Annotated in this window: 24 protein-coding genes; 10 read left to right on the forward strand and 14 right to left on the reverse strand. The window is 61.1% G+C overall.

The window, feature by feature from the left end; translation table 11 throughout:
• Positions 1-17 precede the first annotated feature (17 nt).
• From ABWV64_RS11555 to ABWV64_RS11575, 5 genes are all read right to left on the reverse strand, one after another.
• Positions 18-698 carry a hypothetical protein gene (locus ABWV64_RS11555; RefSeq protein ID WP_353345339.1) on the reverse strand — a complete coding sequence of 227 codons (681 nt, stop codon included), beginning with the start codon at positions 696-698 and terminating at the stop codon, positions 18-20.
• A gap of 167 nt (positions 699-865) precedes the next feature.
• Positions 866-1,594, reverse strand: a complete 729-nt coding sequence (locus ABWV64_RS11560; protein ID WP_353345341.1) for a VPLPA-CTERM sorting domain-containing protein — start codon at positions 1,592-1,594, stop codon at positions 866-868.
• Between the two features lie 208 nt (positions 1,595-1,802).
• The gene (gene thrS / locus ABWV64_RS11565; protein WP_353345343.1) at positions 1,803-3,758 is read right to left on the reverse strand and encodes a threonine--tRNA ligase; all 1,956 of its coding nucleotides are present in this window, start codon (positions 3,756-3,758) and stop codon (positions 1,803-1,805) included.
• 123 nt (positions 3,759-3,881) lie between these two features.
• Complete coding sequence (locus ABWV64_RS11570) at positions 3,882-4,301, reverse strand: MAPEG family protein (RefSeq protein WP_353345345.1); 420 nt, start codon at positions 4,299-4,301, stop codon at positions 3,882-3,884.
• Between the two features lie 11 nt (positions 4,302-4,312).
• Complete coding sequence (locus tag ABWV64_RS11575) at positions 4,313-5,062, reverse strand: ArsR/SmtB family transcription factor (RefSeq protein ID WP_353345347.1); 750 nt, start codon at positions 5,060-5,062, stop codon at positions 4,313-4,315.
• 226 nt (positions 5,063-5,288) lie between these two features.
• Here ABWV64_RS11575 and ABWV64_RS11580 point away from each other — a divergent pair, with 226 nt between their 5' ends.
• The 5 genes from ABWV64_RS11580 (at position 5,289) to ABWV64_RS11600 (ending at position 9,497) form a co-directional block, all read left to right on the forward strand.
• A complete protein-coding gene (locus tag ABWV64_RS11580; protein WP_353345349.1) occupies positions 5,289-6,560 on the forward strand; it encodes an MFS transporter in 1,272 nt (423 codons plus the stop codon).
• Between the two features lie 118 nt (positions 6,561-6,678).
• Positions 6,679-7,455 carry an alpha/beta hydrolase gene (locus tag ABWV64_RS11585; RefSeq protein ID WP_353345351.1) on the forward strand — a complete coding sequence of 259 codons (777 nt, stop codon included), beginning with the start codon at positions 6,679-6,681 and terminating at the stop codon, positions 7,453-7,455.
• 83 nt (positions 7,456-7,538) lie between these two features.
• On the forward strand, positions 7,539-7,988 hold the full coding sequence (locus ABWV64_RS11590; protein WP_353345943.1) for a VOC family protein: 450 nt from the start codon (positions 7,539-7,541) through the stop codon (positions 7,986-7,988).
• A gap of 17 nt (positions 7,989-8,005) precedes the next feature.
• Positions 8,006-8,620: a hypothetical protein gene (locus tag ABWV64_RS11595; protein WP_353345945.1), complete on the forward strand. Its 615-nt coding sequence runs from the start codon at positions 8,006-8,008 to the stop codon at positions 8,618-8,620.
• Between the two features lie 166 nt (positions 8,621-8,786).
• On the forward strand, positions 8,787-9,497 hold the full coding sequence (locus tag ABWV64_RS11600) for an alpha/beta fold hydrolase (protein WP_353345353.1): 711 nt from the start codon (positions 8,787-8,789) through the stop codon (positions 9,495-9,497).
• A 121-nt stretch (positions 9,498-9,618) separates the two neighbouring features.
• On the opposite strand, the gene phaZ is transcribed toward ABWV64_RS11600, so the two are convergent.
• Complete coding sequence (gene phaZ / locus ABWV64_RS11605; RefSeq protein ID WP_353345355.1) at positions 9,619-10,890, reverse strand: polyhydroxyalkanoate depolymerase; 1,272 nt, start codon at positions 10,888-10,890, stop codon at positions 9,619-9,621.
• Positions 10,891-11,002: 112 nt separating this feature from the next.
• Here phaZ and ABWV64_RS11610 point away from each other — a divergent pair, with 112 nt between their 5' ends.
• The 4 genes from ABWV64_RS11610 to ABWV64_RS11625 all read left to right on the forward strand — a co-directional run bounded on the left by ABWV64_RS11610 (position 11,003) and on the right by ABWV64_RS11625 (position 15,106).
• Positions 11,003-12,796 (forward strand): PHA/PHB synthase family protein, encoded by a 1,794-nt coding sequence (locus ABWV64_RS11610; RefSeq protein ID WP_353345357.1) that lies wholly within the window; start codon positions 11,003-11,005, stop codon positions 12,794-12,796.
• 140 nt (positions 12,797-12,936) lie between these two features.
• On the forward strand, positions 12,937-13,380 hold the full coding sequence (locus ABWV64_RS11615) for a phasin, PhaP (RefSeq protein ID WP_353345359.1): 444 nt from the start codon (positions 12,937-12,939) through the stop codon (positions 13,378-13,380).
• 151 nt (positions 13,381-13,531) lie between these two features.
• Positions 13,532-14,119, forward strand: a complete 588-nt coding sequence (gene phaR / locus ABWV64_RS11620; protein ID WP_353345361.1) for a polyhydroxyalkanoate synthesis repressor PhaR — start codon at positions 13,532-13,534, stop codon at positions 14,117-14,119.
• Positions 14,120-14,125: 6 nt separating this feature from the next.
• Positions 14,126-15,106, forward strand: a complete 981-nt coding sequence (locus ABWV64_RS11625) for a LysR family transcriptional regulator (protein WP_353345363.1) — start codon at positions 14,126-14,128, stop codon at positions 15,104-15,106.
• A gap of 58 nt (positions 15,107-15,164) precedes the next feature.
• Here the strand turns inward: ABWV64_RS11625 and ABWV64_RS11630 are convergent, their stop codons facing one another.
• The 7 genes from ABWV64_RS11630 to ABWV64_RS11660 all read right to left on the reverse strand — a co-directional run bounded on the left by ABWV64_RS11630 (position 15,165) and on the right by ABWV64_RS11660 (position 22,491).
• Positions 15,165-16,397: a DegT/DnrJ/EryC1/StrS family aminotransferase gene (locus ABWV64_RS11630; protein WP_353345365.1), complete on the reverse strand. Its 1,233-nt coding sequence runs from the start codon at positions 16,395-16,397 to the stop codon at positions 15,165-15,167.
• 172 nt (positions 16,398-16,569) lie between these two features.
• Positions 16,570-17,886: an NAD(P)/FAD-dependent oxidoreductase gene (locus tag ABWV64_RS11635; protein ID WP_353345367.1), complete on the reverse strand. Its 1,317-nt coding sequence runs from the start codon at positions 17,884-17,886 to the stop codon at positions 16,570-16,572.
• Positions 17,887-17,913: 27 nt separating this feature from the next.
• The gene (locus tag ABWV64_RS11640; protein ID WP_353345369.1) at positions 17,914-19,272 is read right to left on the reverse strand and encodes a glutamine synthetase family protein; all 1,359 of its coding nucleotides are present in this window, start codon (positions 19,270-19,272) and stop codon (positions 17,914-17,916) included.
• Positions 19,265-19,960 carry a type 1 glutamine amidotransferase gene (locus tag ABWV64_RS11645; RefSeq protein ID WP_353345371.1) on the reverse strand — a complete coding sequence of 232 codons (696 nt, stop codon included), beginning with the start codon at positions 19,958-19,960 and terminating at the stop codon, positions 19,265-19,267. Before ABWV64_RS11645 ends, ABWV64_RS11640 begins: the two co-directional genes overlap by 8 nt.
• A 78-nt stretch (positions 19,961-20,038) precedes the next feature.
• Entirely contained in the window at positions 20,039-21,373 is a 1,335-nt protein-coding gene (locus tag ABWV64_RS11650; RefSeq protein WP_353345947.1) for a glutamine synthetase family protein, read from the reverse strand.
• A 249-nt stretch (positions 21,374-21,622) separates the two neighbouring features.
• A complete protein-coding gene (locus ABWV64_RS11655; protein WP_353345373.1) occupies positions 21,623-22,063 on the reverse strand; it encodes a tellurite resistance TerB family protein in 441 nt (146 codons plus the stop codon).
• A gap of 131 nt (positions 22,064-22,194) precedes the next feature.
• Positions 22,195-22,491, reverse strand: a complete 297-nt coding sequence (locus tag ABWV64_RS11660) for a DUF1330 domain-containing protein (protein ID WP_353345375.1) — start codon at positions 22,489-22,491, stop codon at positions 22,195-22,197.
• A 183-nt stretch (positions 22,492-22,674) separates the two neighbouring features.
• Between ABWV64_RS11660 and ABWV64_RS11665 the strand changes: the two genes are divergently transcribed.
• Positions 22,675-23,262 carry a hypothetical protein gene (locus tag ABWV64_RS11665; protein ID WP_353345377.1) on the forward strand — a complete coding sequence of 196 codons (588 nt, stop codon included), beginning with the start codon at positions 22,675-22,677 and terminating at the stop codon, positions 23,260-23,262.
• A gap of 59 nt (positions 23,263-23,321) precedes the next feature.
• On the opposite strand, the gene pyrG is transcribed toward ABWV64_RS11665, so the two are convergent.
• The gene (pyrG, locus tag ABWV64_RS11670) at positions 23,322-24,965 is read right to left on the reverse strand and encodes a CTP synthase (RefSeq protein WP_353345379.1); all 1,644 of its coding nucleotides are present in this window, start codon (positions 24,963-24,965) and stop codon (positions 23,322-23,324) included.
• Between the last annotated feature and the right edge of the window lie 194 nt (positions 24,966-25,159).

The following is a 25,159-nucleotide window of genomic DNA, read 5'->3' on the forward strand; positions in this document are numbered from 1 at the left end:
TAAAGTGATTTTATCTCTCACTCGGCCTTGCGGCGCCGCGTTGCAAAACCCGCGACGGCGAAGGCGGAGGCCAAAAGCGGCAAGCCCGCAGGCAGCGGAACAGGCGCCGCGCCGACCTCATATGTAACAGAAAATCCGCCCGAGTTGTTCAAAGTGTAGCCTTCGTTGAGACCAAAGAAGATCACGCCGTCCTCTGCTGCGGTATAGCTCAGCGCCGATCCGACCAAAAACAGGCTGGAGGAGGCGAGCGAGCCGCCCCAATCGGTATTGCGCGCCGCAAAAGAGGGGCTGTCGAACAGCGCTTGCGGCACAAAGGCCCCGATCAGCGCGCCAAGGTTGGGCATGTCGGGGCCGCCATCGCCGCCGATGGCATCAACTTCGGCTTCTTGCAGGGGCGTGTATTCAAAACCGAAAACGCCGCCTGTTGTGGCGCTGAAGAACGCGCCGTCGGGACCGACGGTGGTGCCTTCGCCGATAAACAGCGTGCCGCTTGCGGTGATTTCGGCGGTCTCGCCTGCACCGATGGCAAAGCCGTAAACCATATCTTGCGGGGCGGTGAGCCATACGCCGAAATAGCCGTTGTTATGCGGGCCGACGGTGGCGGTGCCGGTGGTCAGCCCCGTCGTGGCGGCCTCGGCGCTGATGGCTGTCATGGCGAGCGCGGCGCTCAAAAGGGCGGGTTTGAGAATGGAAGTCATAGAGTCGTGCCTTGTCAAAGAGTTGTTGTGAAAACAGGTCACCGGAAAAGAACCAAAGCCAATGGCGCTAATCTTGGCGGAAAAACAGCACTCGGAACATAACACGGCGCATGGACAAACGGCGTCCCAAAATGAGAGACGCCGTCAGCCGTATCGTAAATCTGTGGTTAGCTTTTGCGGCGGCGGGCAACAAAGCCAGCCAGACCGAAGGCCGAAAGCATCAACGGCAGACCAGCAGGCAGCGGCACCGCAGGGGCAATCACATCAAATGTCGCGGTGATCGAGCCGGAGTTGTCGGCGTAGTAGTAGGGGTCGCCCTCAAACTCAGGCGCATCGACAAAACCGATGAGCAATGTATCCGCCCATTCGGGGATGTAGAACAATTGCTGCGCGCCCGTGCCGGTGCCGGTCAACCCGTCGCCAAGAAAGAACACTTGGTTCAGCAGCGGCGCGTAGGAGGCAAGGCCCAGATCGCCCGCGCCATACATGCTATCGGGGGCGGGGATGCCTGTGGCCGAATAGGTGGCGCTGTCGATAAAGGCCCCCGCGAGGAACAGCTGGCTTGTTTCGACCGAGATGCCGGACAATCCGTTGGCCCCATTGACGTCGGTATTGCCGCCCCACGAGGCAAGCGGGGCGGTCATGAGATCGAAATCTCCACCATCTGCGCCGACGAAATAGCTGTCGAAACGGCAGCAATCCACAGAGCCAAAGACGTCCGACAAGACAACTGCCGAGCCAGCGCTATAGCTGCCCAAGGCGAAGGTTTGTGCCGCCGTGCTTCCGTAAAAGCCGGTGCCATAGATCGACGCTGTGCCGAAGGTCTCGATGGTTGTGCCCTGTGCGGCGGTGCCAAGGGCAAGCGCGGCAATGGTGTAGAGAAGGGTCTGTTTCATTTTGGCAGCCTGAAAAAAGGATTTACAATTATGTCAATTATCGGGCGAAATCGGGAATGTGTCGAGATGAATTTTGAGGGAAAGCGCAGGACTGTCCACGCGGCGCGGACAATCCTCCGCGCGGCCATTGGATTGTGCCGATTTGGGGGGGTAATGCGCTGCGGCGAGCCCCAAAATACAGGGCGGCGCCACAGCATGATCGGGATAGTCAGGCGCTCTTGAGATCCGGCGCGATGGCATCTTGGCCCAATGCGGCAAGGATTTCGTCCAAGGAGACGACCGAGGTTTGCTTCTCGCCCAAACGCCTCACGGTCACGCTGCGCTCTTCGACTTCGCGCGCGCCCACGGCCAAGATCACCGGCACTTTGCCAAGGCTGTGCTCGCGGACCTTATAGTTGATCTTCTCGTTGCGAATGTCGGCCTCGGCGCGCACGCCTTTGGCGCGCAGGGCCGCGACGACCTCGTTCACATAGTCATCGGCCTCGGAAATGATCGAGGCGACCACCACCTGACGCGGCGACAGCCAGAAGGGCAAACGGCCCGCGTGGCTTTCGATCAAAATGCCGATGAACCGCTCGAAGGAGCCAAGCACGGCGCGGTGCAGCATCACGGGGCGATGTTTCGCGCCGTCCTGCCCGATATAGCTCGCGTCCAGACGGTCGGGCAGGTTCGGGTCGATCTGCAAGGTGCCGCATTGCCAGTCACGCCCGATGGCATCGGTCAGAACGAATTCGAGCTTGGGGCCGTAGAAGGCACCTTCGCCTTCTTGGATCTCGTAATCATATCCCGCGGCCTTGATGCCGTTGGCCAAAGCTTCCTCGGCCTGATCCCAGCTTTCCTCGGTCCCGACGCGTTTTTCGGGGCGGGTGGACAGCTTCACCGACCATTGCTCAAAGCCCAGATCGGCATAGATATCCGCGAGGAAGGTGACGAATTTCTTGGTCTCCTCCTCGACCTGCGCCTCGGTGCAGAAGATATGCGCATCGTCCTGCGTAAAGCCGCGCACCCGCATGATGCCGTGCAAAGCGCCCGAAGGCTCATAACGGTTGCACGATCCGAATTCGGCCATACGCAGCGGCAGATCGCGGTAGGATTTGAGGCCTTGGTTGAACACCTGCACATGGCAGGGGCAGTTCATCGGCTTGAGCGCATTGATGGTCTTCTCGCGCGCGTGCTCCTCGTCCACTTCGACGATGAACATGTTTTCTTGGTAGTTGTCCCAATGGCCCGAGGCTTCCCACAGCTTGCGGTTCACCACCTGCGGCGTGTTCACCTCGACATAGCCGTCGGCGTCCTGCTTGCGGCGCATATAGTCTTGCAGCGTGGTATAGATGCGCCAGCCGTTCGGGTGCCAGAAAATCTGCCCCGGCGCCTCTTCTTGCATATGGAACAGGTCCATCTCGCGGCCCAATTTGCGGTGGTCGCGTTTGGCGGCCTCCTCCAGCATGGTCAGATGCGCCTTGAGGTCCTTGCGGTCCTTGAAGCCCACGCCATAGATGCGTTGCAACATCGCGCGGTCGCTGTCGCCGCGCCAATAGGCACCGGCGACCGACATCAATTTGAACCCGTCGGCGGGCACTTGGCCGGTGTGCTGCAAATGCGGGCCGCGGCACAGATCTTGCCATTCGCCATGCCAATACATGCGGATGGGTTGGCCGTCATCGGGGATCATATTGACCAGTTCGACCTTATAAGGCTCGCCGCTCTTCTCGTAATGGGCGATGGCCTCTTCGCGGCTCCACACCTCGGTGCGCACCGGATCGCGGGCATTGATGATCTCGCGCATCTTGGCCTCGATGGCGCCAAGGTCCTCGGGGGTAAAGGGCTCTTTGCGGTCGAAATCGTAATACCAGCCGTTCTCGATCACGGGGCCGATGGTGACTTTGACATCGGGCCAAAGCGTTTGCACCGCGCGGGCCATGATATGGGCCAGATCGTGGCGGATCAGTTCCAGCGCAGGGGCCTCGTCGCTCATGGTGTTGATGGCGATGGAGGCATCCGCCTCGATCGGCCATTGCAAATCGTAATGCGCGCCGTTCACGGTGGCGGAAATGGCCTTTTTCGACAGGCTCTTGGAAATGCTCTCGGCCACCTCGGCGGCGGTCACGCCTGCCGCATATTCGCGTGCATTGCCATCGGGAAAGGTAAGGAAAATAGGGGCCATGTCGGCTCTCCTCGTCGGTTTGGCGCCCACTGAACGCCCGGTTGCGGGTTATGATGCGGCCTCAATGGCAAAGCGGGCCGCGCCTGTCAACGCCGCCCGCTTTTTTGGGGCGATTTTATGCGCTTATGACGCGGCAAAACCCGCCGCAAACACCGCGTATCCCATGATCAGACAGCAAACCCAGCCGCCCAGAAAGATCAGCGGGCGCAGCGGCATTTTCGCGATGCCGCTGATCATGCCGACCGCATGGGCCACGCGCAGCCAGAAAAACGCAATCGCCGTCCATGTGGTCAGCGCGGTGAACCCGTCCATCCGGTCCACAATCAAGACCAGAACCGCGAAAGGCATCGCCTGTTCCAGAAGGTTGAGATGGGCGCGAAAGGCGCGGTGCACCCAAGGTTTCAAACGGCTCACATCATGCGGGCGGGCGAAACCGTCCGTGGCCGCAGGATCCGAGGAGGAGCCGACGATAAAAGGGATCCACAGCGAGGCCGCAAGCAGCATCAAACAGGTCAAAACACCAAGTTCGGTAGGGAAATCCATCTGTGCGTCTCCTAGGCTTGCATTGCGGATTTGAGGCCGCTGCCGGTTTCCAGATAGCTTTTGAGCGAGGCGGCCAGACGCGCCCAGCCTTCGGCAAATCCTTCCTGACCGGCGGCGATGTCGTAATGCTCGATGGTCAACTTGCAGCTCTCGCCCTGCGGCTCGATGAGGTAGACCATATGGCTGGCGGGCGCATCGGGGCCCATGAACAGCGGCTCGAAGGTCATGGCAATGCGCGATTTGGGGTCCATTTCGGTAGTGACTTGGCGCAGCATCGCCGCCCCGTCGGGTAAGATAAACGCCGTGGCCGCGCCCACGGCGGCATTGCCCTGCACCACGTTGCAGGCGAAATGATAGCGGGCCATTTCATCGGCCTCGGTCAGCGCCGACCACAGCGCATCTTGGGTGCAGCGGATAAAGGTCTGCATCATGAAATCGGGTTTGCTCATCTTGGTATCTCTTTCCAATTTGGCCTTCAGGGCGCTCAAGGCGCGGGCCTGTGGTTGCAAGAACGGCGCGACCCAGCGGTCCATCAGTTCCTGCAAGGGGAGGGGGTTGAGGTAGTGATATTTGAACCGTCCGGATTTTCGCGTGAGGATCAGGCCAGCCTCTTCCAACACCTTCAGGTGCTTCATGACCCCGAAACGGCTCATTTGCAGATGCGCCTCCAGATCGGAAAGCGATTGCCCGTCGCGCATGCGCAAAGCATCCAGCAAGGTGCGGCGGGCGGGGTCGTTGAGGGCTTTGAAAATACTGTCCATGGGGGGAGTATATGTGATTCTACAGTCACGTGACAATAGGGTAACTTATAGTGCGTGAGATGTTGTGCGTCAGATGTTGCGCGTCAGATGCCGCGCAGGATGGAGATTTCATCGCGCGTCGCGCGCGCAACCCGCGTGCAGTTGATCGCCTTGCAAAGCCGACTGGTCGCGCGGGGCAAATGCCTTAAATCCTGCTGCACGGCCCCGCACCTCAAGGACAGACCATATGCAAGACGCCCGCCAGATCGCCGCCTTCGAGCGGATCACCGGACAGCCCCAATCGCAAAAGGACGCGGTGGAGGCGCGCAACGGGCTGCGCCATATCGCGGCTCTGGTGATGACCAAGCTGAGCGACGGGTTGATCGACCCCAAACTGGTGCTCAGCTGGCTTTTGACCCACCTCGGCGCGCCTGCGCTTTATGCGGGGGCCTTGGTGCCGATCCGCGAGGCGGGGGCGCTCTTGCCGCAGCTTTTGCTCGCGGACCGGTTGGAGCGTATGGCGCGGCGCAAATGGATGTGGGTCGCCGGATCATTGGTGCAGGGCTTGGCGGCGGGGGCGATTGCCTTGGCGGCGCTGGTGCTCAAAGGGGCGGCAGCGGGGGCGGCGATTTGCGCGGCCTTGGCGGTTTTGGCGGTGGCGCGCGCCGCCGCATCGGTGAGCTACAAGGAGGTGCTGGGCAAAACCGTGCATCAAGCGCGGCGCGGCGCGGTGACCGGCATGGCCGGCTCCATCGCCTCGCTGGCGGTATTCGGTTTCGCGCTGCTGCTGATCTCGGGCGCGGCCTCGGGCGCAGGGGCGATCATCGGCGCGATTGGCTTGGCGGGCGCGCTTTGGGCGGCGGCGGCATGGGTCTTTGCCCGCCTCGAAGAGGCCGAGGGCACGCCGCAGGGGCCGCAAGGCCTCGCCTTTTGGAGCGTGCTGCGTCAAAGCGCGCCGCTGCGCCGCTATATCATCGTGCGCGGCCTGTTGGTTTCGACAGCGCTGGCTCCGCCCTATCTGGTGGTCATGGCGCAGCAGGCGGGAGCCGAGGGGCTGTCGCGTTTGGGGGGGATGGTGCTGGCCTCGGCTTTGGCGTCGTTTTTGTCCTCCTACATCTGGGGCCGTATGGCCGATGACTCCAGCCGCCGTGTTTTGATGACCTCGGGGCTTTTGGCCCTCGCGGCTATGGCGGCGGCTTTGGCGCTGGGGGCTGCGGGGCTGGCAGGGGCGTGGTGGGCCATGCCCGCCGCGCTTTTTGTCTTGATGATCGCCTATCACGGGGTGCGGCAGGGGCGCTCGATCTACCTTGTCGACATGACCCCAGAGGGCAAGCGCGGGCGCTACGGCGCGGTGGCCAATACCGCCATCGGCACGATTTTGCTGCTCGCGGGGGCCTTGGGCGGCGGTGCCTCCCTGATGGGCCCCGAAGCGGTGATTGCGCTATTTGCCGCGATGGCCTTGGCGGGCGGGATTTTGGCGGCGGGCTTGCCGGAGGCGGCGGCGCAGGGCGGCGCCTAGGGCGAAATCGCGCTTTTCTCGGGCGCGTGGATGCGGCAGGTTGCCCGCGATGATCCGATCCGCGATGATCGGGCCAAACCCTGTTCGTCCGAAACGATCCGCCCGCAGGAGAGCGCCGATGACCGACACCGCCCCGCAATTTTTCGACGGCCCCAAGGGCCGCCGCCTTGCCTATCATCTCACCAAAGGCCGCGCGGATGCGCCGCCCGCGCCCGGTGTGGTGTTTTTGGGCGGGTTCAAATCCGACATGGGCGGGACCAAAGCCGTGCACCTGCAGGCATGGGCCGAACGCATGGGGCGCGATTTTTTGCGCTTTGATTATTCGGGCCACGGCGAAAGCTCCGAAGCCTTCGAGGACGGGGCCATCGGCGATTGGGCCGAGGACGCCCAAGCCATCATCGAAGGCGTCACCCGCGGCCCGCAAATCCTCGTCGGCTCGTCGATGGGCGGGTGGATTTCCTTGCTCTTGTGCAAACGGATGACGGACCGCATTGCCGGTCTGGTCACCATCGCCGCCGCCCCCGATTTCACCGAAGACAGCATGTGGGCGGGGTTTGACGCCGAGCAGCGCGCGGCCTTGGAGCGCGAGGGCCGTGTGGCTTTGCCTTCCGATTATGGCGATCCCTATATCATCACCAAACGGTTGATCGAGGAGGGGCGCGGGCAATTGGTCCTGCGCGCGCCTTTGGCGCTGCCGTTTCCGGTGCGCATGTTGCAAGGCACGGCGGATGCCGATGTCGATCAATCCGTCGCCCTGCGGCTTTTGGAGCATGTCGAGGGCAGCGATATCCGCCTGACCCTCGTCAAAGGCGCCGATCACCGCTTTTCCGATCCCGATTGCCTCGCCCTGATCGAGGCCTCGGTCAATAAAGTCACGGCGCGCGCCGCCCTGTGACGGGCGCAGCATTCAGTAAAAGCATTCAGCAAAAGCATTCAAACACCAGCGATCAATTATTGGAGTGAGATATGAGCAAAGTCATGGAACAACGGGTCTCGCTGATCACCCTCGGGGTGCGCGACGTCGAGGCGCAGGCGCGGTTTTATGACGCGCTGGGCTGGGCGCGCGTGCCCTCGCAAGACGGGGTGGTCGCCTATGATCTGATCGGGCAATGCATGGGGCTCTACCCCCTCGAGATGCTGGCGCGCGATATGGGCGTGCCGGTCGAGAGCCTCGGGCATGGCGCGGCCACCTACGGCTATAATGTGCGCACCAAGCAAGAGGTCGCCCCCGTTCTGGCCGCCGCCGAAGCGGCAGGCGCCAAAATCCTCAAACCCGCGCATGACGTGTTTTGGGGCGGGCATATCGGATATTTCGCCGATCCCGAAGGCCATATCTGGGAGGTGGCGCATAATCCGTTTTCGCCCCTGTCTCCCGACGGCGCCTTTCGGTGGAACGGCTATGGCGATGCCGAGCCGCCCGCGCCATGAGACGCAAACCGGCGAGCATGCGCGGCCTCGAAGCCCTTGGCCGCGTGCGCTTGTCAAAATATTTCTATCTGCGCGATTTTCTGCATTCCGAGATCGGCAGCTTTTACGGTATCCCCAATATCCCCGAGGATCCCGACCTGACCATCGAGGTGGGCGAGCAGTTTTGCCAAACGCTTCTCGACCCGCTTGAGGAGACCTTTGGCCGCATTGCCATCCGCTCGGGCTATCGCGCGCCCGCGCTCAATGCTTTTGGCAATGAAAACGGCCTGTCTTGCGCGCGCAATGACTATCCGATGGAGTGCCATATCTGGGATCGCGGGCGCGGCGAGGCGCGTATTGGCGGCGCGTCCATCGTCATTCCGTGGTTTGCCGACCGCTATGCGCAGGGGCGCGACTGGCGCGATCTGGCGTGGTGGGTGCATGACCATCTGCCCTATTCCGAGATGCAGTTTTTCCCCAAACTGGCGGCGTTCAACCTGATCTGGCGGCCCACACCGCGCCGCGCGATCCAATCCTATCTTGCGCCGCGCGGAATGTTGCTGCGCGCGGGCGAGACGCCGCAAGAAGATGCAGCGCGCCGCGCCGCGCGCTATGGCGATTTTCCGCCGCTGCGTGCGATTGCCTATCCTTAGGCGCGCGCGCACACACAAACGCGGTTGACGTTGGGCGCGTCTGTGTCAATTTGGGGCGGGGCGTTTTGCGACTGGCGCCCCGCGTGAGGAGTTTCGGACGCGCGTTCTTTGCACCGATCATCGCAAACAGGCGCGGGACAGCGCCGACAGGGAAGACAGTAACCGCATGGGCGAACCTCTTGTATTTATTCCAGGAATGCTAAGCGATGCGCGGCTTTATGGCCCGCAGATCGCCGAGCTGAGTTCCGAATTCGCGGTCATGGTCGCGCCGATCACCCGCGGCGAGCGGATCGAGGAAATTGCCTCGGGGCTGCTTGACCAATTGCCGCTCAAATTCGCGCTGGCGGGATTGTCGATGGGCGGGATTGTGGCGATGGAATTGCTGCGCCGTGCGCCTGACCGGATCACGCGCATTGCCTTGATGGACACCAACCCTTTGGCCGAAACCCCGCAATCGGCAACCGGATACGAGCCGATGATCATTTCGGCCCGCGCGGGGCGGTTCGAAGAGGTGATCACCCAAGTCATGCGCCCCGAATACCTCGCCGACGGGCAGCACCGCGAAGAGGTTCTGGCGCTGGCGCATCAAATGGCGCGCGATCTGGGGCCGGAGGTTTTCGTGCGCCAGGTGCGCGCCTTGCAACGCCGTCGCGACCAACAGCCGGTTTTGCGCCGCTGCAAAGTGCCGGCCTTGGTGCTATGCGGGGAATATGACACGCTGACGCCGGTCAAACGCCACAGCTTCATGGCCGAACTTATCCCCTATGCCAAATTGCATGTGGTGGACCGCGCGGGGCATTTGCCGACGCTGGAGCGCCCCGACGAGACCACCGATGCCTTGCGCGCATGGATGAAACAGCCGTTTGTTTTGCAATAGATCTGCCCGCGCCTGACTGACCCAAAGAACCCGTCAGGCGCATAGAACTGACAAGCCCATAGAAAAAGCCGCAGCGGCGAGGCTGCGGCTTTGGTCTTTAGCGGGGCAGGCCCCTCTTGGCTCAGACGGCTTTGAGCTCGGCCTTGCCTTTGCCTTTGCGCGGCTTGGAATTGGCATCGATGAATTCCAACACCAGCGGGCGGATATTGTTGCGCCAGCTGGAGCCGGCGAAAATACCGTAGTGACCCGCGCCAGGTTCAAGGTGGCTGGCCTTCATGCTGTCGGGCAGGCCGGTGCATAGATCAAGCGCGGCAACGCATTGACCGGGGGCCGAGATATCGTCATTCGCACCCTCGACGGTTTTCACTGCCACATCGGTGATCTTGCCGATATCGACCAATTTGCCGTCCACGACGAATTCGTTCTTGGCGATTTCGCCGTTCTTGAAAATCCGCTCGACGGTCGAGAGGTAAAACTCGGCGGTCATATCCATGACGGCCAGATATTCGTCATAGAATTTGTTGTGCATGTCGTGATCGGAGGATTCGCCGCGCATGACGCGGGCGATCTGGTCTTTGAAGGCTTTGGAATGGTTGTCCATATTCATCGAGATGAACGAATTGAGCTGGAGCAAACCGGGGTAGACCTGACGGCCGACGCCTTTGTATTTGAAGCCGACGCGCTGGATCATGAATTCTTCAAGCTGGCCCATGGTGACGCGGTTGCCGAAATCGGTGACCTCGGTGGCATTGGCATCGGGATCGACCGGCCCGCCGATCAAGGTCAGAGAGCGCGGCTGCGCTTCGGGGTCCTCGCCCGCAAGATAGGCCGTCGCGGCCAAGGCCAAAGGCACCGGCTGGCACACGGCGATGACATGGGTGTCGGGGCCGAGATGGCGCAGGAAATCCACAAGGTAGAGGGTGTAATCCTCGACGTCGAATTTGCCTTCGGACACGGGTATGTCGCGCGCATTGTGCCAATCGGTGACGTAAAGCTCGCAATCGGGCAACAGCGATTGCACGGTCGAGCGCAGAAGTGTGGCATAGTGCCCCGACATCGGCGCGACCAAAAGGATTTTGCGCTCTTTGGTTTCGCGGCCTTGCACGTCGAAATGGATCAGATCGCCAAAGGGGCGCTCGACCGCCGTGTCGACGGAAACCAGATGGTCCTTGCCGTCTTCGCAGGTGAAATGCGGGATGCCCCAGTCGGGTTTGACGACCATACGCGCGAAACTGCGCTCTGCGACTTCGCCCCAAGCGGCCATCCATTGCAGTGCCGGATTGGGCACGATGGACATTGCAGGATAGGAAGCCATGGCCTTTGCGGAGGCACCAAGCCATTGCTGGGTGTTGCGAACCGTCTCCATCAGGTCGTATGATGCCATATAGCGCATGTTTTTCTCCTGTTCGCGGGGACTGGCCCCTTATCGCAAAGGCGCCGCGCGCACGGGAGGGTGCGGACATGCGCAATGCTGCATAGCAGCAATTTAGGGGGGATTCGTTAAGATGACAACTACAGAGAAGGTCGAAGAGGGTGTTTCCGCGGCGATGGAGGCGAATCTGACACGGATCGAAGAATTATCTCAGCGATTGATCAACGCTTTTTCCCAAAGAAAACCGGCCCATGAGGCGCTCAACGCCCCCGATCCGGAAATTTTTGCCTCGGCAATGGGCGCTTATTGGCAACAGCTCGTTCACGAACCGTCAAAAATCTTCGAGCACCAACTCGAATATTGGGGCAAATCGGTCAAACATTACCTCGATGCGCAGCAGGCTTTGGCGCGCGGCAAGCTGGAGCCGCCCGCCGATACCGGCCCCTCGGACAAACGTTTTTCCAACCCGATGTGGGATACGCATCCCTATTTCAACTATATCAAACAACAGTTCATGCTCAACAAGACGGCGATCGAGCAGGCCGTCGAAGACACCGAAGGTTTGAACGAAGGGCAGCGGCGTAAGCTGCGCTATTTCGCGCGCCAGATCACCGATATGATGGCCCCGACCAATTTTCTGGCGACCAATCCCGATGCCTTGCAAAAGGCGGTCGAGACCGAGGGGCAATCCTTGATCGACGGGCTGGAAAACCTCGTGGCCGATCTGGAAAAGAACGGCGGCGAGTTTTTAGTGCAGCTCTCTGACAGCACCGCTTTCGAGCTCGGCAAAAACATCGCCGCCACGCCAGGCAAAGTGATTTACCGCAACCGGATGCTGGAGCTGATCCAATATACGCCCACCACGGATGAGGTGCACGCCACGCCTTTGATCATCTTCCCGCCCTGGATCAACAAATTCTATATCCTTGACCTCAAGGCGCAAAACAGCTTGATCAAATGGATCGTCGATCAGGGCTATACGTTGTTCGTGGTCTCTTGGGTCAACCCCGATGCCGCCTATCGCGACGTGGGGATGGAGGATTATGTCGAAGACGGCTACCTCGCCGCTCTTCGCGAGGTGAAACAGATCACCGGCCAGAAACAGGTAAATGTGGTCGGCTATTGTATCGCGGGCACGACGCTGAGCCTGACTGCGGCGCTGCTCAAGGCGCGCGGCGACACCTCGATCAAATCGATGACGCTGTTTACCGCGCTGACCGATTTTTCCGACCAAGGCGAATTTACCCCCTTCTTGCAAAATGATTTCATCGACGGGATCGAGGAAGAGGTGGATAAGGTCGGGGTGCTGCGCAGTTTTATCATGGCGCGCACTTTTAGCTTTCTTCGCTCCAATGACCTGATCTATACGCCCGCGATCCGCAGCTACATGATGGGCGAAAGCCCGCCCGCCTTTGATCTTTTGTATTGGAACGGCGACGGGGCGAACCTGCCTGCGAAAATGGCCAAACAATATTTGCGCGGGCTTTGCCAACGCAACGAGTTCGCCGAAGCCGGGTTCGAATTGCTGGGCGAGCGGCTGCATGTGCGCGATGTCGATCTGCCGGTTTTTGCCGTGACCTGCGAGAATGACCATATCGCCGCATGGAAGGATTGCTATCGCGGCGTGCAGCAGATGGGGGCCAAGAACAAAACCTTTATCGTCTCGGAGGCGGGCCATGTCGCGGGGATCATCAATCCGCCGACCAAAGACAAATACGGCCATTACACCAATGACGACCTGAGCAGCACCGCCGACGAGTGGCAGGCGGCGGCAAAGCTCAAAAAAGGCTCGTGGTGGCCGCGTTGGGAGCGCTGGTTGACCAAGCGTTCGGGCAAGATGGTTCCCGCACGTCACCCAGGTGATTCGTCCCATCCTGTGCTCTGCGATGCCCCTGGAGAGAATGTGTCGGCCATACCAAAGGTTTGATTTTCCATACCTTTCCGCATTGTTTGCCGCAGTGCAGCAAAAACCCTTGATATGCTGCGCTGCGGCATGTATATTGTTTGCAAGCGCAGAAAACGGGGCTGGCCCGCTGGACGCACCAAGCGAAGCAAAGGATTTGCACAATGGCTAAGACACAAGATTTCACCGCGATGTTCAAAGACATGATGGGCGCGTTCCCTGTGGACATGTCCTCGATGGACGAAGCGTTCAAAACCCAAGCCGGTTTGAGCGAGAAGCTCTCGGCTGTTGCTCTGGAAGCAGCGGATAAATCGACCGCTCTGTCGACCAAATGGACCCAAGATTACTTGGCGAAATTGCAAGACATGACCAAAGCCAAGGCCGAGCCTGCCGACTACGCCAAATCCATGACCGATTTCGCATCGGCCACTGCCGAAGCGGCTGCTGAAAACATCGCTGCTTTCGCCGAGATCGCCAAGAAAGTCCAAGTGGACACAATGGAACTCATGATGGCTGCTGGCAAAGACATGACCGACGAAGCATCGGCCGCTGTTCAAAAAGCCACCAAAGAAGCCACCGCCGCCGCGAAAAAAGCGACAGCGAAATAAGCCTATCGGTTGAGATCTGCGCCGGTCTCCTCCTCCTCCTCCCTAACCGGCGTATGTCCCCAAGAGCGAGCCCCGCACGGCTCGCTCTTTCTTTTTGTAAAACTGTGGCCTAAGCTGCAATGCAGCAATGCTCATTGGGGGAGGGATGCCCATGTCCGACGATAAAAATCACCTGCTAATCAAACGCTACGCCAGCCGTCGTTTGTATAACACCGAGACCAGCGATTATGTGACGCTCGAAGATATCGCAGGTTTCATTCGCGCAGGGCGCGATGTGCAGATCGTCGATCTGAAGTCGGGCGATGACCTGACGCGGCAATATCTGTTGCAAATCATCGCCGAACACGAAAGCCGCGGTGAAAGCGTTCTGCCCTTGGGCGTGCTCAACGATCTGGTGCGCAGCTACACAACGCAGGCCGGTTCTATCGTGCCCGACTTCTTGCAAGCCTCCTTCGAGATGCTCAATGGCGGGCAATCGAAGCTGATGGAAAACATGAGTTCGATGAACCCGATGGCCAAATTGCCTGGGTTTGAGGCGCTGCAGGCGCAGCAAAAGGCCTTCATGAAGGCGATGACCGGCGGGATGCCATGGCCGTCCGGCCCCGAGCAGGAGGCCAAAGCCGCCAAAAGCGATGCGGCAGACCCCGCACCGAGCGCCGGTAAGGGCGGCGAGGATCTCGACCAGATCAAGCAACAACTGGCGGCGCTGCAAGAGCAGCTGTCGAAACTGGGCAAGTAACGCCTGATGGTCACTTCGGCGGGCCGGATCACGCTTTGGGGCATTGAAGTCTTTGTCGCGGCTGCCGAGGAACGCTCGATTTCGGCTGCCGCGCGGCGGCTGGGGGCCAGCGCCTCCGCCGTCTCGCAACAGCTCAGCAATCTGGAAAACGCCATTGGTACGGCGCTGATGAACCGCACGGCGCGGCCCGCCACATTGACGCCTGCGGGCGAGAAATTCCTGCGCCGCGCGCATTTGATCCTCAACGAGGCCGAGCAAGCCCGCGCCGAATTGGCCGTGGCCGATCTTGGCTCGCTGACGCGGCTGCGCCTTGGCGTGGTCGAAGACTTTGAGGCCGATGTCACCCCGCGCCTGTTGACCGCCATGGCCGAGACCATGACCGGATGCCAGTTCTTGCTCGAAACCGGCGCGAGCCATACGCTTTACGGGCAATTGGACGCCCGCGCGCTCGATGTGATTGTCACCGCAGAAATGGGCGCCAGCGCCGAATGGACCGAGGTCCACCCGCTGCTGCGCGAAGGCTTTGTTGTCGCCGCGCCCAAGGGCATGGTGGACGGCGCGGGCAATGTTCTGGCGCAGCTACAGACATTGCCCTTGGTGCATTACACCACGCGCCACCATATGGGCCGCCTGATCGAGGAGCACCTCGCGCGGCAAAACCTGACGCTGGCGCATCGGTTCGAGTTGGACAGCTATCACGCGATCCTCGCGCTGGTGGGGCAGGGCGCGGGCTGGACGATCCTGACGCCTATGGCGCTGATGCGGGCGCGCCGTTTCGCGCCATTGGTTGATGTGCTTGAATTGCCCGTCGCGCCTTTGTCGCGCACGATTTCCCTAACCGCGCGGCGCGGGGTTTTGGGCGATATGCCGCGCGAGATCGCCGCTACATTGCGCCCGCTGCTGAGCGAAGCCGTGGTCGCGCCCGCGCTGTCGGCCTATCCGTTCTTGCGCGGCGCATTGGAGGTTCTGGGCGCCCCCGAAGCATGACAAAACCCCGCGCGAGGCGGGGCTTTGTGTTTGATTTTACATGAAAATTTCAGACCGCTCAGGTGCCGTAGGCGCGCGCTTCGCCCATCACATCCACCGCTGCCGCGATCAAGGCTCCGGCGATCAGGTCCAACTCGCTTTGCGTCAACCGCGCGGGCAGGCGCGTGTCACAGGCTTTCATCAACATCGCGCGGGTTTGCGGCAATCTGGGCAAATCGCCCTCGATGAATTGCCAGTTCCAAAAGGCGCGCGCGTTGTCTTCGCTCAGCCCGAAGACCTGCACCTTGACGCCGCGCGCGGCTGCGGCTTCGGCATAGGCGCGGGTCTCGCTCTCGCTCAGGCCGACAAGGTTGAATTGGATGCTGTCGGGCGCGCGCTCTTCGGGGCCGAGCTTTTCGGGCACCTCCAGCCATGGCGAGGCATTGAGCAAAGCGGCGACATAATCATGGTTGCGCCGCCCGTCGCGCACGCGGCGCGGCACCTCGCCCAACTGCGGGCGCACAATCGCCGCCGACATATTGCCAAGGCGCAGGTTATAAAGCGGCAACTGGTTTTGATGGCGCGCAAAGGCCTCTTCGAGATCATTGGTATTCTCGCCGTGCGAACCTTTATGCTTGCGCCAGTTATGCTCATAGGCGCCCGACATGATCACCGCGCGGGCCAAGACATCGGGATCATCGGTGATCATGATGCCGCCCTCGCCGGAGTTCAGCAATTTATAGGATTGAAACGAGAAGCAGCCGATTTTTCCAATCGTGCCAATGTTTTGCCCGTGCCATGTGGTGCCCAGAGAATGCGCCGCATCCTCGATCACCGGAATAGCCCGCGCGCCGCAGAGCGCCATGATCGCATCCATATCCGAGGTATGCCCGCGCATATGGCTGATGATCACTGCTTGGATACCGCCCGCCGCGTGATCGTCCAACGCGGCCTCGAAGGCGGCGATATCAATGCGGTAATTGTCGCCGACGTCGCATAGCACCGGATGGCAATCGGCATGGACCACCGCCGAGGGCACGGCGGCAAAGGTAAAGGCGGGGATCAGGACCCGCGCCCCGCGCGGCAGGGCCAGCGCCTTGAGCGACAAGAACAGCGCCGCCGAGCAAGAGGAGACCGCCAAAGCATATTTCGCGCCCAGCATATCGGCAAACTCGCGCTCCAAAAGCGCCACGGGCGCGTCTTCGGGCGCGGTATAGCGGAACAGATCGCCCGATTGCAAAAGGCGCTCGATTTCGGCGCGGGCGGCTTCGGGAATGGGTTCGGCGTCATAGACATTCGGCGGTAGGGTCATGGCGACTTTCGGCTTTCCTGAAATACTCTTTCGTATTTTCTAAACGACTTTGCCCGAACACCCAAGCGAATTTCGCGATATGTCCGGCGATAAATCGCCGCCCGTCGCCCCATAAATATGGGTCGCTGCGGCGAAGGCTACAAAATCTTGGGAGAGGGCGCGGCCTGCGCGCCTAAAGTCCGATCCGGTCGCGCATGGCAAACCACGTCATCGCCAGCGCCAAGAGCGGCGTGCGCATCCCCCCCGCGCCCGGAAAGGCCGGAGCAGGCACGGCGGCCAACGCATCGAAGCCTGCGGCGCGGCCCGCGACGGCCTCGGCCATCAATTTGCCCGCATGGGTGGCAGTGCCGACCCCGTGACCCGAATAGCCCGAGGCGGTCAGGATATTGGGCGCCAGCCGCGCCAGATAGGGCATGCGTTTGCGGGTGATCGCCAAGGTGCCGCCCCATGCGTAATCGATTTTCACATCCCGAAGATGGGGGAAAATCTGCGCCATCGGTTTGCGCACGACGCCAGCAATATCGGCGGGGAAGCGGTAGCCATAGCTTTCGCCGCCGCCAAAGAGCAGGCGTTTGTCATGGCTCAGGCGAAAGTAATTGACCACGAATTTGCTGTCGGCGACGGCGACATCGCGGGTCAGCACGCGCGCCGCCTCATCGCCCAAAGGCTCGGTCGCTGCGATGAAATTGTTGATCGGCATGACGCGCGCGGCGACCTTTTGCTCTAGCGTGCCAAGATAGCCGTTGCAGGCAAAGATGACGTGATCGGCCACCACGCGGCCTTGGCCGCTGCGCACCGTGACGGGGCCGCCCGCCTGCGCGCCGCGATCAATCGCATGGACCTCGGCGCCCTCATGAAGTGCCGCCCCCGCCGCCGTGGCCGCGCGGGCAAGGCCAAGCGCATAGGCCAGCGGATGCAAATGCCCTGCGCCCATATCGAGCATCCCGCCGTGATAGGCAGGCGAGGGGCATAGGGCGCGCATCTGATCGGCATCCATCGTGGTGATCTGTCCGTAGCCGTAGCGATCCTTCAGCAGGCCCGCGTAGTCATGCATATGGCGCATGTCGCGCCCGTTCATGGCGGTCCACGCCACGCCGTCCTTATAGTGGCATTCGATATTATGTTTCTGGATCAGAGATTTAACGAGATTTTTTGCCTCTTCGCCCATTTGCCACAGGGTCTTGGCCTGCCCTTTGCCCATGAGCGTTTCGAGATCGTCTTGATACATGCGCTGGCCCGAGCCAAGCTGCCCGCCGTTGCGCCCCGATGCGCCGAAGCCGATGCGCTGCGCCTCCAACAGCCGCACGGAAAACCCCGCCTCGGCCAGATGCAGCGCCGCCGACAGCCCCGTATATCCGCCGCCGATCACGCAAACATCGGCGCGCGCCTCGCCCTTGAGCGGCGCATGAGGCACGGGCGCGTCAACCGTGGCGGCATACCAGCTGTCGGGATATTCCCCGCGCCGGTCATTGGCATAGAGCAGGTTCATATAGGGCGCTCCGGTCGGCTTGGCGGGCTAGACGTTCAGCAGCAGGTGCTCGCGCTCCCACGGCGAGATCACTTGCAAGAACTCGGTATATTCGGCGCGTTTGACGATGGAATAGACGCGGGCAAACTCCGGTCCCAAGACCTCGTGCAGTTTCGGCGCATCCTCGAACAGATCAAGCGCATCCCCCATGACCGAGGGAATATCGCCCTCGCCCTCATAGGCATCGCCCTTGAATTGCTTGTCGGGACGCTCTTCCTCGATCAGCCCCAGATAGCCGCAGGCCAGCGAGGCGGCGATGCCCAGATAGGGGTTGCAATCCATCCCTGCGATGCGGTTTTCCACCCGCCGCGAGGCCGGACCGGACAGCGGCACGCGAATGCCCGTCGTGCGGTTGTCGCGCCCCCATTCAAGGTTGATTGGCGCGGCGTGGTCTTTGACGTAGCGCCGGTAGCTGTTCACATAGGGCGCTTGGACCGCGATGGCCGAGGGCAGGTGGTTTTGCAGACCGGCGATAAAGTGGAAAAACGCATCGGTCTCGCCGCCCTGCGGGCCGGAAAACAGGTTCTGCCCCGTTTCGATATCAATCACCGAATGGTGGATGTGCATCGCGCTGCCTGGCTCGTCGGCAATGGGTTTGGCCATGAAGGTGGCAAAGCAATCGTGGCGCAAAGCCGCCTCGCGGATCAGCCGTTTGAAGTAAAACACCTCATCGGCCAATTTGACCGGATCGCCGTGGCGCAGGTTGATCTCCAATTGCCCCGCGCCGCCCTCTTGGGTGATGCCGTCGATCTCAAATCCCTGCGCTTCGGCAAAATCATAGATGTCGTCGATCACGGGGCCGAATTCATCGACCGCCGTCATCGAATAGGCTTGGCGCGCGGCAGCGGGGCGGCCCGAGCGGCCCATCATCGGCTCGATGGATTTGGCCGGATCGATGTTGCGCGCCACCAGATAGAATTCCATCTCCGGCGCAACGACCGGCTCCCAGCCTTTGGCGCGATAAAGTTCGACCACCCGTTTGAGCACATTGCGCGGCGCATAGGGGATCGCCTTGCCCTTGCGGTCATAGGCGTCATGGATCACCTGCAGCGTGTAATCGCCGGTCCAAGGCGCGGCGGTGCAGGTCTCCATATCGGGGCGCAAGATCATATCGCGCTCGATAAAGCCCTCGGCCCCTGCGGCCTCGCCCCAATCGCCGGTGATGGTTTGAAAAAAGATGCTGTCGGGCAGGTGGAAATACTCTTGGCGGGCGAATTTGCTGGCGGGCACGGCCTTGCCGCGCGCAATGCCGGGCAGGTCGGAGATGATACATTCCACCTCGTCCAATCGCTTGCCCTCCAAATAGGCCTGCGCCGCTTCGGGGATTGTGGTCAGCCAGTCAGCCATTTCGGCCTCCGTTCAGGAAAAATGTGGCGATGCGCGCGCCCATCCGCGCACCATCCGTCGGTGTGTCGCCAAGACGCGCGCTGGCGGCGCCAAGCAGGTCATCGGGCACCACGCCTTTGGCGCGGGTCTCGATCAATCCGGCGACAAAGGGGGCGGCAAATTCGGGGTGGGGCTGCACGGTGAAAATGCTGTCGCCATACACCAGCGCGGCGCTGCTGCAATGGCCGCTCTCGCACGATCCGACGGCGCGCGCCTCGGGGGGCAGGGCGGTCACCTGATCTTGGTGCCACGCGTTGAGGATGATCTTCTCGCCCTCGATCTCGTATTCTGTCGGCCCCACGGCCCAGCCGCCGCCGAATTTCTCGACCCGACCGCCAAGCGCCTGCGCGATGATCTGATGGCCGAAACAGATGCCCACCAAGGGCAGCCTCGCCGCCCAGATTTGGCGGATCAAATCCTCCAACGGCGCGATCCACGGATGGGATTCGTAAGCGCCGTGCCGCGAGCCGGTGATCAGCCAGCCGTCGCAGTCATGGATATCGGCGGGCATGTCGCCGCCTTCGACATCATAGGTGGCAAAGTCGAAATCATGGCCCGCCAAGAGCCTCTCGAACATCTGCGGGTAGTCGCCGGTTTCACCGACAAGCGTGTCGGGCGCATGGCCGGTTTGCAATATGCCGATTTTCATGGGGCACCAAAGATTGGGGTTTCATCAAAGCTATGCCTTGGCGCGCGGCGCGGCAAGGGGCGTCATCATCTGCGCGCATCATACGGTATCGAGGTAAATCTCCACCTGCTCCTTGGCGTCAAGCTCGCTCATGAAATGCAATTCCTGGCGCTTGGTGAGCACAAGGTTGCGGATCAGCTCGGGGGCGAAAATCCGCGCGATCTGCGGACTGGCCTCGAAGGCATCGATGGCCGCGTTCCATTGCGTGGGCATCTGGGGCAGATCGGCGGCATAGGCATTGCCGGTGATCGGTTCGGGCGGCTCTGTGCCATCCTCAATCCCGTTGAGCGCCGCGCCCAAAATGGCCGCCAAAAGCAGATAGGGGTTCACATCGCCCCCCGCAACGCGGTGCTCGATCCGCCGCGCGGCGGGCGCGCCCGAAGGAATGCGAATGGCCGAGGTGCGGTTCTCATAGGCCCAACAAATCCCCGTCGGCGCATGGGCCCCCGGAACCATGCGGTCATAGCTGTTGGCGTGGGGCGCAAACAAAAGCGTGCTGCCGGACATGGCATCAAGGCACCCGTTCACCGCATGGCGCAGGATCGGCGTGCCCTTTGGTCCGCCATCGTCAAAGATATTGTCGCCCTGCGCATCGAGCACCGAAAAATGTGTATGCAGCCCCGATCCGGCGTAATCCTCATAGGGTTTGGCCATGAATGAGGCGGCAAACCCGTGGCTGCGCGCCAGTCCCTTGACCAGCATCTTGAACAGCCACGCATCATCGGCGGCGCGCAGCGCATCGTCGCAATGCATCAGGTTGACCTCGAACTGGCCCAGCCCCGCTTCGGAAATCGCCGTATCGGCGGGAATGTCCATTTCCTCGCAGGCGTCATAAAGATCGGTGAAGAAATCATCGAAAGCATCCAGCGCGCGGATCGACAGGGTTTCGGCCCCCTTGCGGCGAATGCCCGAGCGCGGCGAGATCGGGATTTGCGGCTTCTTGCCGGAATCGTCGATCAGGAAAAACTCAAGCTCCATCGCGCAAACGGGGGTCAGCCCGCGCGCCTTATAGCGGTCCACCACGGCGCGCAGCGCATGGCGCGGATCACCCTCATAGGGCGCGCCGTTCTCGCGAAACATCCAGATCGGCAACAGCGCGGTCGGCGCTTTGAGCCAAGGCATCGGCATAAAACCGCGCTCTGTCGGTTTGAGAACCCCGTCGGCATCGCCGCTGTCAAACACCAGCGGGCTGTCGTCGATATCCTCGCCCCAGATGTCGAGATTGAGCACGGAAAGCGGGAAGCGGGTGCCGTCCTCGACGACCTTATCGGCGAAACGGGTTGGCACGCGTTTGCCGCGCGCCTGCCCGTTCAAATCCGCCGCCGCGACACGGATCGTGCGCACAAGCGGATGTTTTCTAAGCCAGTTTTTCATATTTGCGTCTCGCATTGCGGGCGTCCGTTGTTGTGATCCGCGCCCAGATCAGGCCGCCGCAGAGGGCGCGCGTCCGGCAGGGGGGAGGGTATGTTCAAAATTTGATCATATTTCCTCCACTCTATCCCAAACCCTTGCGCGCGCAAGCGAAAGCCGCGCCAGAGGAGGCGCGGCTTTGGGTGAAAGTTGGGTGAAATACAGGCGGCAAAACCGGGGGTGATTATTGGCGGGCAAACAGGCGCGCGCCGGTCAGCTTTGGGCGCTGATCTTTTGGCGGGCAAGGGCGCTATCGGTATCGCTGACGCCCAAAAGATTGCTCACCATGCGCAGCATCGCATCCTCTTCGGCGTCGCGGCTGCCATCGGCCAGAGCGATTTGCCACAAGGCCTCGATCACCGACAGGCGGTCCTCATAGGGGACGGCATCCTTGATCGCGCGGGTGAAGCGCACCGTATCGGGCGCCTCGCTCTCCAAGACCTCGGCATGACGGCGCAGATCATGCGCCTCCTGCGCATCCAGCCCGTAACGCGCGGCGATGATCGCATCGATCCATTCGATTTCTGACGCGGCATAATGGCCATCGGTGCGCGCGAGCCGCACCAAAAGCGCGCAAAGCGCAAGGCGGGCGTCGGCATCGGGCAATTGGGCGGGCTCCGGCTGGATCAGCCGTTTGAGAAAATCAGCAAACATGAAAAGAGATATAGGCGCGCGCGGGCGCGAGGACCAGTGATCATCGCGGTGAAACACCGCGCGCGCGATTTTGGGCCGCCGTTTGGCCTTGGCCTGCGCGCTTTGGCGCGCGCAGTCACGGCGCGGCGGGCCTAAGCGTCATAGCCCTCGACAATCACCAGATCGCCAACCGAGACCGGCGCATCGCGCAGCGCTTTGGCCGCTTGGTAGCCCTCGCTCTCGTAGCAGGCCACCGCCGCCTCCAGTGAGGGAAATTCGATCACCACAGTGCGGGCCTTGGATGTGCCCTCGCGGATCTCTTGCGCGCCGCCGCGCACGACAAAACGCGCGCCATATTCGGCAAAGGGCGCGGCATTGGCGGCGCGGTATCGGTCATAGGCTTGCGGGTCGCTGACCTCGACATGGGCCACCCAATAGGCTTTGGGCATCTCTCATCCTCCTTGGTAAAATTTTCCCCAAACTCGCGCGATAAACCGGCATTGTCCACGGGGCTTGGCGCTTAAAGCCGCCTGCGCGCCACATTTGCTCCTTAGATTTTTCAAACCCCTGCGCGATACCTTTGTCCCAAGAGAAAGACATTTGGTGATGACAGCCGCCAGCGGGAGAAGACAATGAGCGCCTTTAGCGAATTCGATTGGGACAACGGATCGGAAAAAGAGCAATTGCAGATGGTGCGCCAAGGCACCACCGAAGAATTGCGCGCGCTTGCGGTCTCTTATGATTGGTCGAAATATCCGCAGACGGTTCTGGGATGGATCATGGCGCAAAAGGGCATTGATCTGGCCACGGCGATGCGGGTGTTTTTGAACGGCGACCCCAAACGCTATAACTATGTGGGCAAACGCGATGTGCCTGCCGCGCATCGGGCCACCTGCAATCTGCTGGATACGATCTGTTTGCGGATCAATTCGGGGTTCTATTTGCCTTGGCCTGAATTGCAATTGCAAGAGCCGCAGGTGGTGCGCATCTGGCTGCGGTATCAATTGGAGGACCAAAGCGAGGGCAAATGCGGGCGCTGGGTCTTTGACGAGGAGCTGTTGCACCATCTGTTGGAGGTGCGCGCGCCAAAACCGGCGGCGCCCAAACCCTCGATGCACCCCAAGGCCTTGCTGCGCGCCGCGCTCAAGGCGATGTTCCAAAACGCGCCGATCCGCGCCTATTTGCGGCCCTTGTGGGACGACACGCGCAGCCCCGCCTGATGCAAAACGCGCCGCCCCTCGGGGCAGCGCGCTTCACATTTTTCAAGTTTTCAAATGGCTTAGACCAGCCGCGAGTTTTCCACCGCCGCGCGCACGAAATCCTTGAACAAAGGATGCGGCGCGAAGGGTTTGGATTTGAGTTCAGGGTGGAATTGCACGCCGATAAACCACGGATGATCCGTCCATTCGACAATCTCTGGCAAACGCCCGTCAGGCGACATGCCCGAGAAGCTCAACCCGCAGGCTTCGAGTTGGTCCTTATAGTCGGTATCGACCTCATAGCGGTGGCGGTGGCGTTCTTCGATCGCGGTGCTGCCGTAAATGCGCGCCACGTTGGAGCCGTCCTTGAGCGACGCGTCATAAGCGCCAAGCCGCATGGTGCCGCCCTTGTCATCGCCGACTTTGCGGCGCACGGTATGGTTGCCCTGCACCCATTCCTTGAGGTGGTAAACCACGGGGGTGAAACGCTTTTCGCCCGCCTCATGGTCAAATTCCTCGGACCCCGCATCGGTCATTTTTGCGACGTTGCGCGCGGCCTCGATGACCGCCATCTGCATGCCCAAACAGATGCCCAGATAGGGCACCTTGCGCTCGCGGGCGAATTGCGCGGCGCGGATTTTGCCCTCGGTGCCGCGTTCGCCAAAACCGCCCGGCACGAGGATGGCGTGATAGCCTTCGAGATGCGGGGCGGCGTCCTCATCGTCGAAAATCTCCGCATCGACCCAATCGACGTTGACCTTCACGCGGTTGGCCATGCCGCCATGGGTCAGCGCCTCCTTGATCGACTTATAGGCGTCCTCAAGCTGCACATATTTGCCGACGATGGCGATATTGACCTCGCCGTCGGTCTTGTGGATGCGGTCGGCCACGTCCTGCCAGACGGTCAGATCGGGCTTGGGCGCGGGCGAGATGTCAAACGCATCAAGCACCGCCTGATCCAACCCTTCGTGGTGATAGGCCAGAGGTGCCTCATAGATGGATTTGAGATCATAGGCCGCGATCACATTCTCTTTGCGCACATTGCAAAACAGGCCGATTTTCTCGCGCTCTTTCTCGGGGATCGGATGTTCGGAGCGGCAGACCAACACGTCGGGCTGCAAGCCGATGGAGCGCAGTTCCTTGACCGAGTGCTGCGTCGGTTTGGTTTTCAACTCGCCCGAAGCGGCCAGATAGGGCAGCAAGGTCAGATGCATGAAAATGCACTGCCCGCGCGGTTTGTCATGGGCGAACTGGCGGATCGCCTCAAAGAAGGGCAGACCTTCGATATCGCCGACCGTGCCGCCGATCTCGCAGAGCATGAAGTCCACCTCATCCTCGCCGATCGAGATGAAGTCTTTGATTTCATTGGTCACATGCGGGATGACCTGAATGGTTTTGCCAAGGTAATCACCGCGGCGTTCTTTTTCGAGAACGTTGGAATAGATCCGCCCCGACGAGACCGAATCCGTCATCCGCGCCGCAACGCCGGTGAACCGCTCGTAGTGGCCAAGGTCGAGGTCGGTTTCGGCGCCGTCATCGGTGACGAAAACCTCGCCATGCTCGAAGGGCGACATCGTGCCCGGATCGACGTTGAGATAGGGGTCGAGCTTGCGCAAGCGCACCGAAAACCCGCGCGCCTGCAATAGCGAGCCAAGCGCGGCAGAGGCAAGACCCTTGCCCAAGGAGGAGACAACGCCGCCCGTGATAAAGATGAACCGTGCCATAGATTGGCATTCCCCCGTGTAAGTCGCGCGTTTTCCGTCAAAACAGATCGTCTGCCAAAGGCCGGAAACGCCGCGGATAGTGAGCAAAAAAGCGAGCCCTGAGCGGCCAAAAAAGCCACAGCACCACGGGACTCAAGACATAAAGGATTCGCAAGCCAAGCGCAAGCCGACCGCAAGATGCTGTTGCGGCAGGT

It is taken from the genome of Litorivita sp. NS0012-18, assembly GCF_040371945.1.
Taxonomy (GTDB): domain Bacteria; phylum Pseudomonadota; class Alphaproteobacteria; order Rhodobacterales; family Rhodobacteraceae; genus Litorivita.

Bases quoted from the DNA above. Each gene is read 5' to 3' on its own strand.
- ABWV64_RS11630 (WP_353345365.1), bottom strand. From the start codon at position 16,397: ATGACCCTACCGCCGAATGTCTATGACGCCGAACCCATTCCCGAAGCC.
- ABWV64_RS11615 (WP_353345359.1), top strand. From the start codon at position 12,937: ATGGCTAAGACACAAGATTTCACCGCGATGTTCAAAGACATGATGGGC.
- ABWV64_RS11585 (WP_353345351.1), top strand. From the start codon at position 6,679: ATGACCGACACCGCCCCGCAATTTTTCGACGGCCCCAAGGGCCGCCGC.
- ABWV64_RS11650 (WP_353345947.1), bottom strand. From the start codon at position 21,373: ATGAAAAACTGGCTTAGAAAACATCCGCTTGTGCGCACGATCCGTGTC.
- ABWV64_RS11555 (WP_353345339.1), bottom strand. From the start codon at position 698: ATGACTTCCATTCTCAAACCCGCCCTTTTGAGCGCCGCGCTCGCCATG.
- ABWV64_RS11610 (WP_353345357.1), top strand. From the start codon at position 11,003: ATGACAACTACAGAGAAGGTCGAAGAGGGTGTTTCCGCGGCGATGGAG.
- ABWV64_RS11575 (WP_353345347.1), bottom strand. From the start codon at position 5,062: ATGGACAGTATTTTCAAAGCCCTCAACGACCCCGCCCGCCGCACCTTG.
- ABWV64_RS11640 (WP_353345369.1), bottom strand. From the start codon at position 19,272: ATGGCTGACTGGCTGACCACAATCCCCGAAGCGGCGCAGGCCTATTTG.
- ABWV64_RS11560 (WP_353345341.1), bottom strand. From the start codon at position 1,594: ATGAAACAGACCCTTCTCTACACCATTGCCGCGCTTGCCCTTGGCACC.
- ABWV64_RS11665 (WP_353345377.1), top strand. From the start codon at position 22,675: ATGAGCGCCTTTAGCGAATTCGATTGGGACAACGGATCGGAAAAAGAG.
- ABWV64_RS11625 (WP_353345363.1), top strand. From the start codon at position 14,126: ATGGTCACTTCGGCGGGCCGGATCACGCTTTGGGGCATTGAAGTCTTT.
- phaZ (WP_353345355.1), bottom strand. From the start codon at position 10,890: ATGCGCTATATGGCATCATACGACCTGATGGAGACGGTTCGCAACACC.
- pyrG (WP_353345379.1), bottom strand. From the start codon at position 24,965: ATGGCACGGTTCATCTTTATCACGGGCGGCGTTGTCTCCTCCTTGGGC.
- phaR (WP_353345361.1), top strand. From the start codon at position 13,532: ATGTCCGACGATAAAAATCACCTGCTAATCAAACGCTACGCCAGCCGT.
- ABWV64_RS11645 (WP_353345371.1), bottom strand. From the start codon at position 19,960: ATGAAAATCGGCATATTGCAAACCGGCCATGCGCCCGACACGCTTGTC.
- ABWV64_RS11595 (WP_353345945.1), top strand. From the start codon at position 8,006: ATGCGCGGCCTCGAAGCCCTTGGCCGCGTGCGCTTGTCAAAATATTTC.
- ABWV64_RS11600 (WP_353345353.1), top strand. From the start codon at position 8,787: ATGGGCGAACCTCTTGTATTTATTCCAGGAATGCTAAGCGATGCGCGG.
- ABWV64_RS11660 (WP_353345375.1), bottom strand. From the start codon at position 22,491: ATGCCCAAAGCCTATTGGGTGGCCCATGTCGAGGTCAGCGACCCGCAA.
- ABWV64_RS11590 (WP_353345943.1), top strand. From the start codon at position 7,539: ATGGAACAACGGGTCTCGCTGATCACCCTCGGGGTGCGCGACGTCGAG.
- ABWV64_RS11655 (WP_353345373.1), bottom strand. From the start codon at position 22,063: ATGTTTGCTGATTTTCTCAAACGGCTGATCCAGCCGGAGCCCGCCCAA.
- ABWV64_RS11570 (WP_353345345.1), bottom strand. From the start codon at position 4,301: ATGGATTTCCCTACCGAACTTGGTGTTTTGACCTGTTTGATGCTGCTT.
- thrS (WP_353345343.1), bottom strand. From the start codon at position 3,758: ATGGCCCCTATTTTCCTTACCTTTCCCGATGGCAATGCACGCGAATAT.
- ABWV64_RS11580 (WP_353345349.1), top strand. From the start codon at position 5,289: ATGCAAGACGCCCGCCAGATCGCCGCCTTCGAGCGGATCACCGGACAG.
- ABWV64_RS11635 (WP_353345367.1), bottom strand. From the start codon at position 17,886: ATGAACCTGCTCTATGCCAATGACCGGCGCGGGGAATATCCCGACAGC.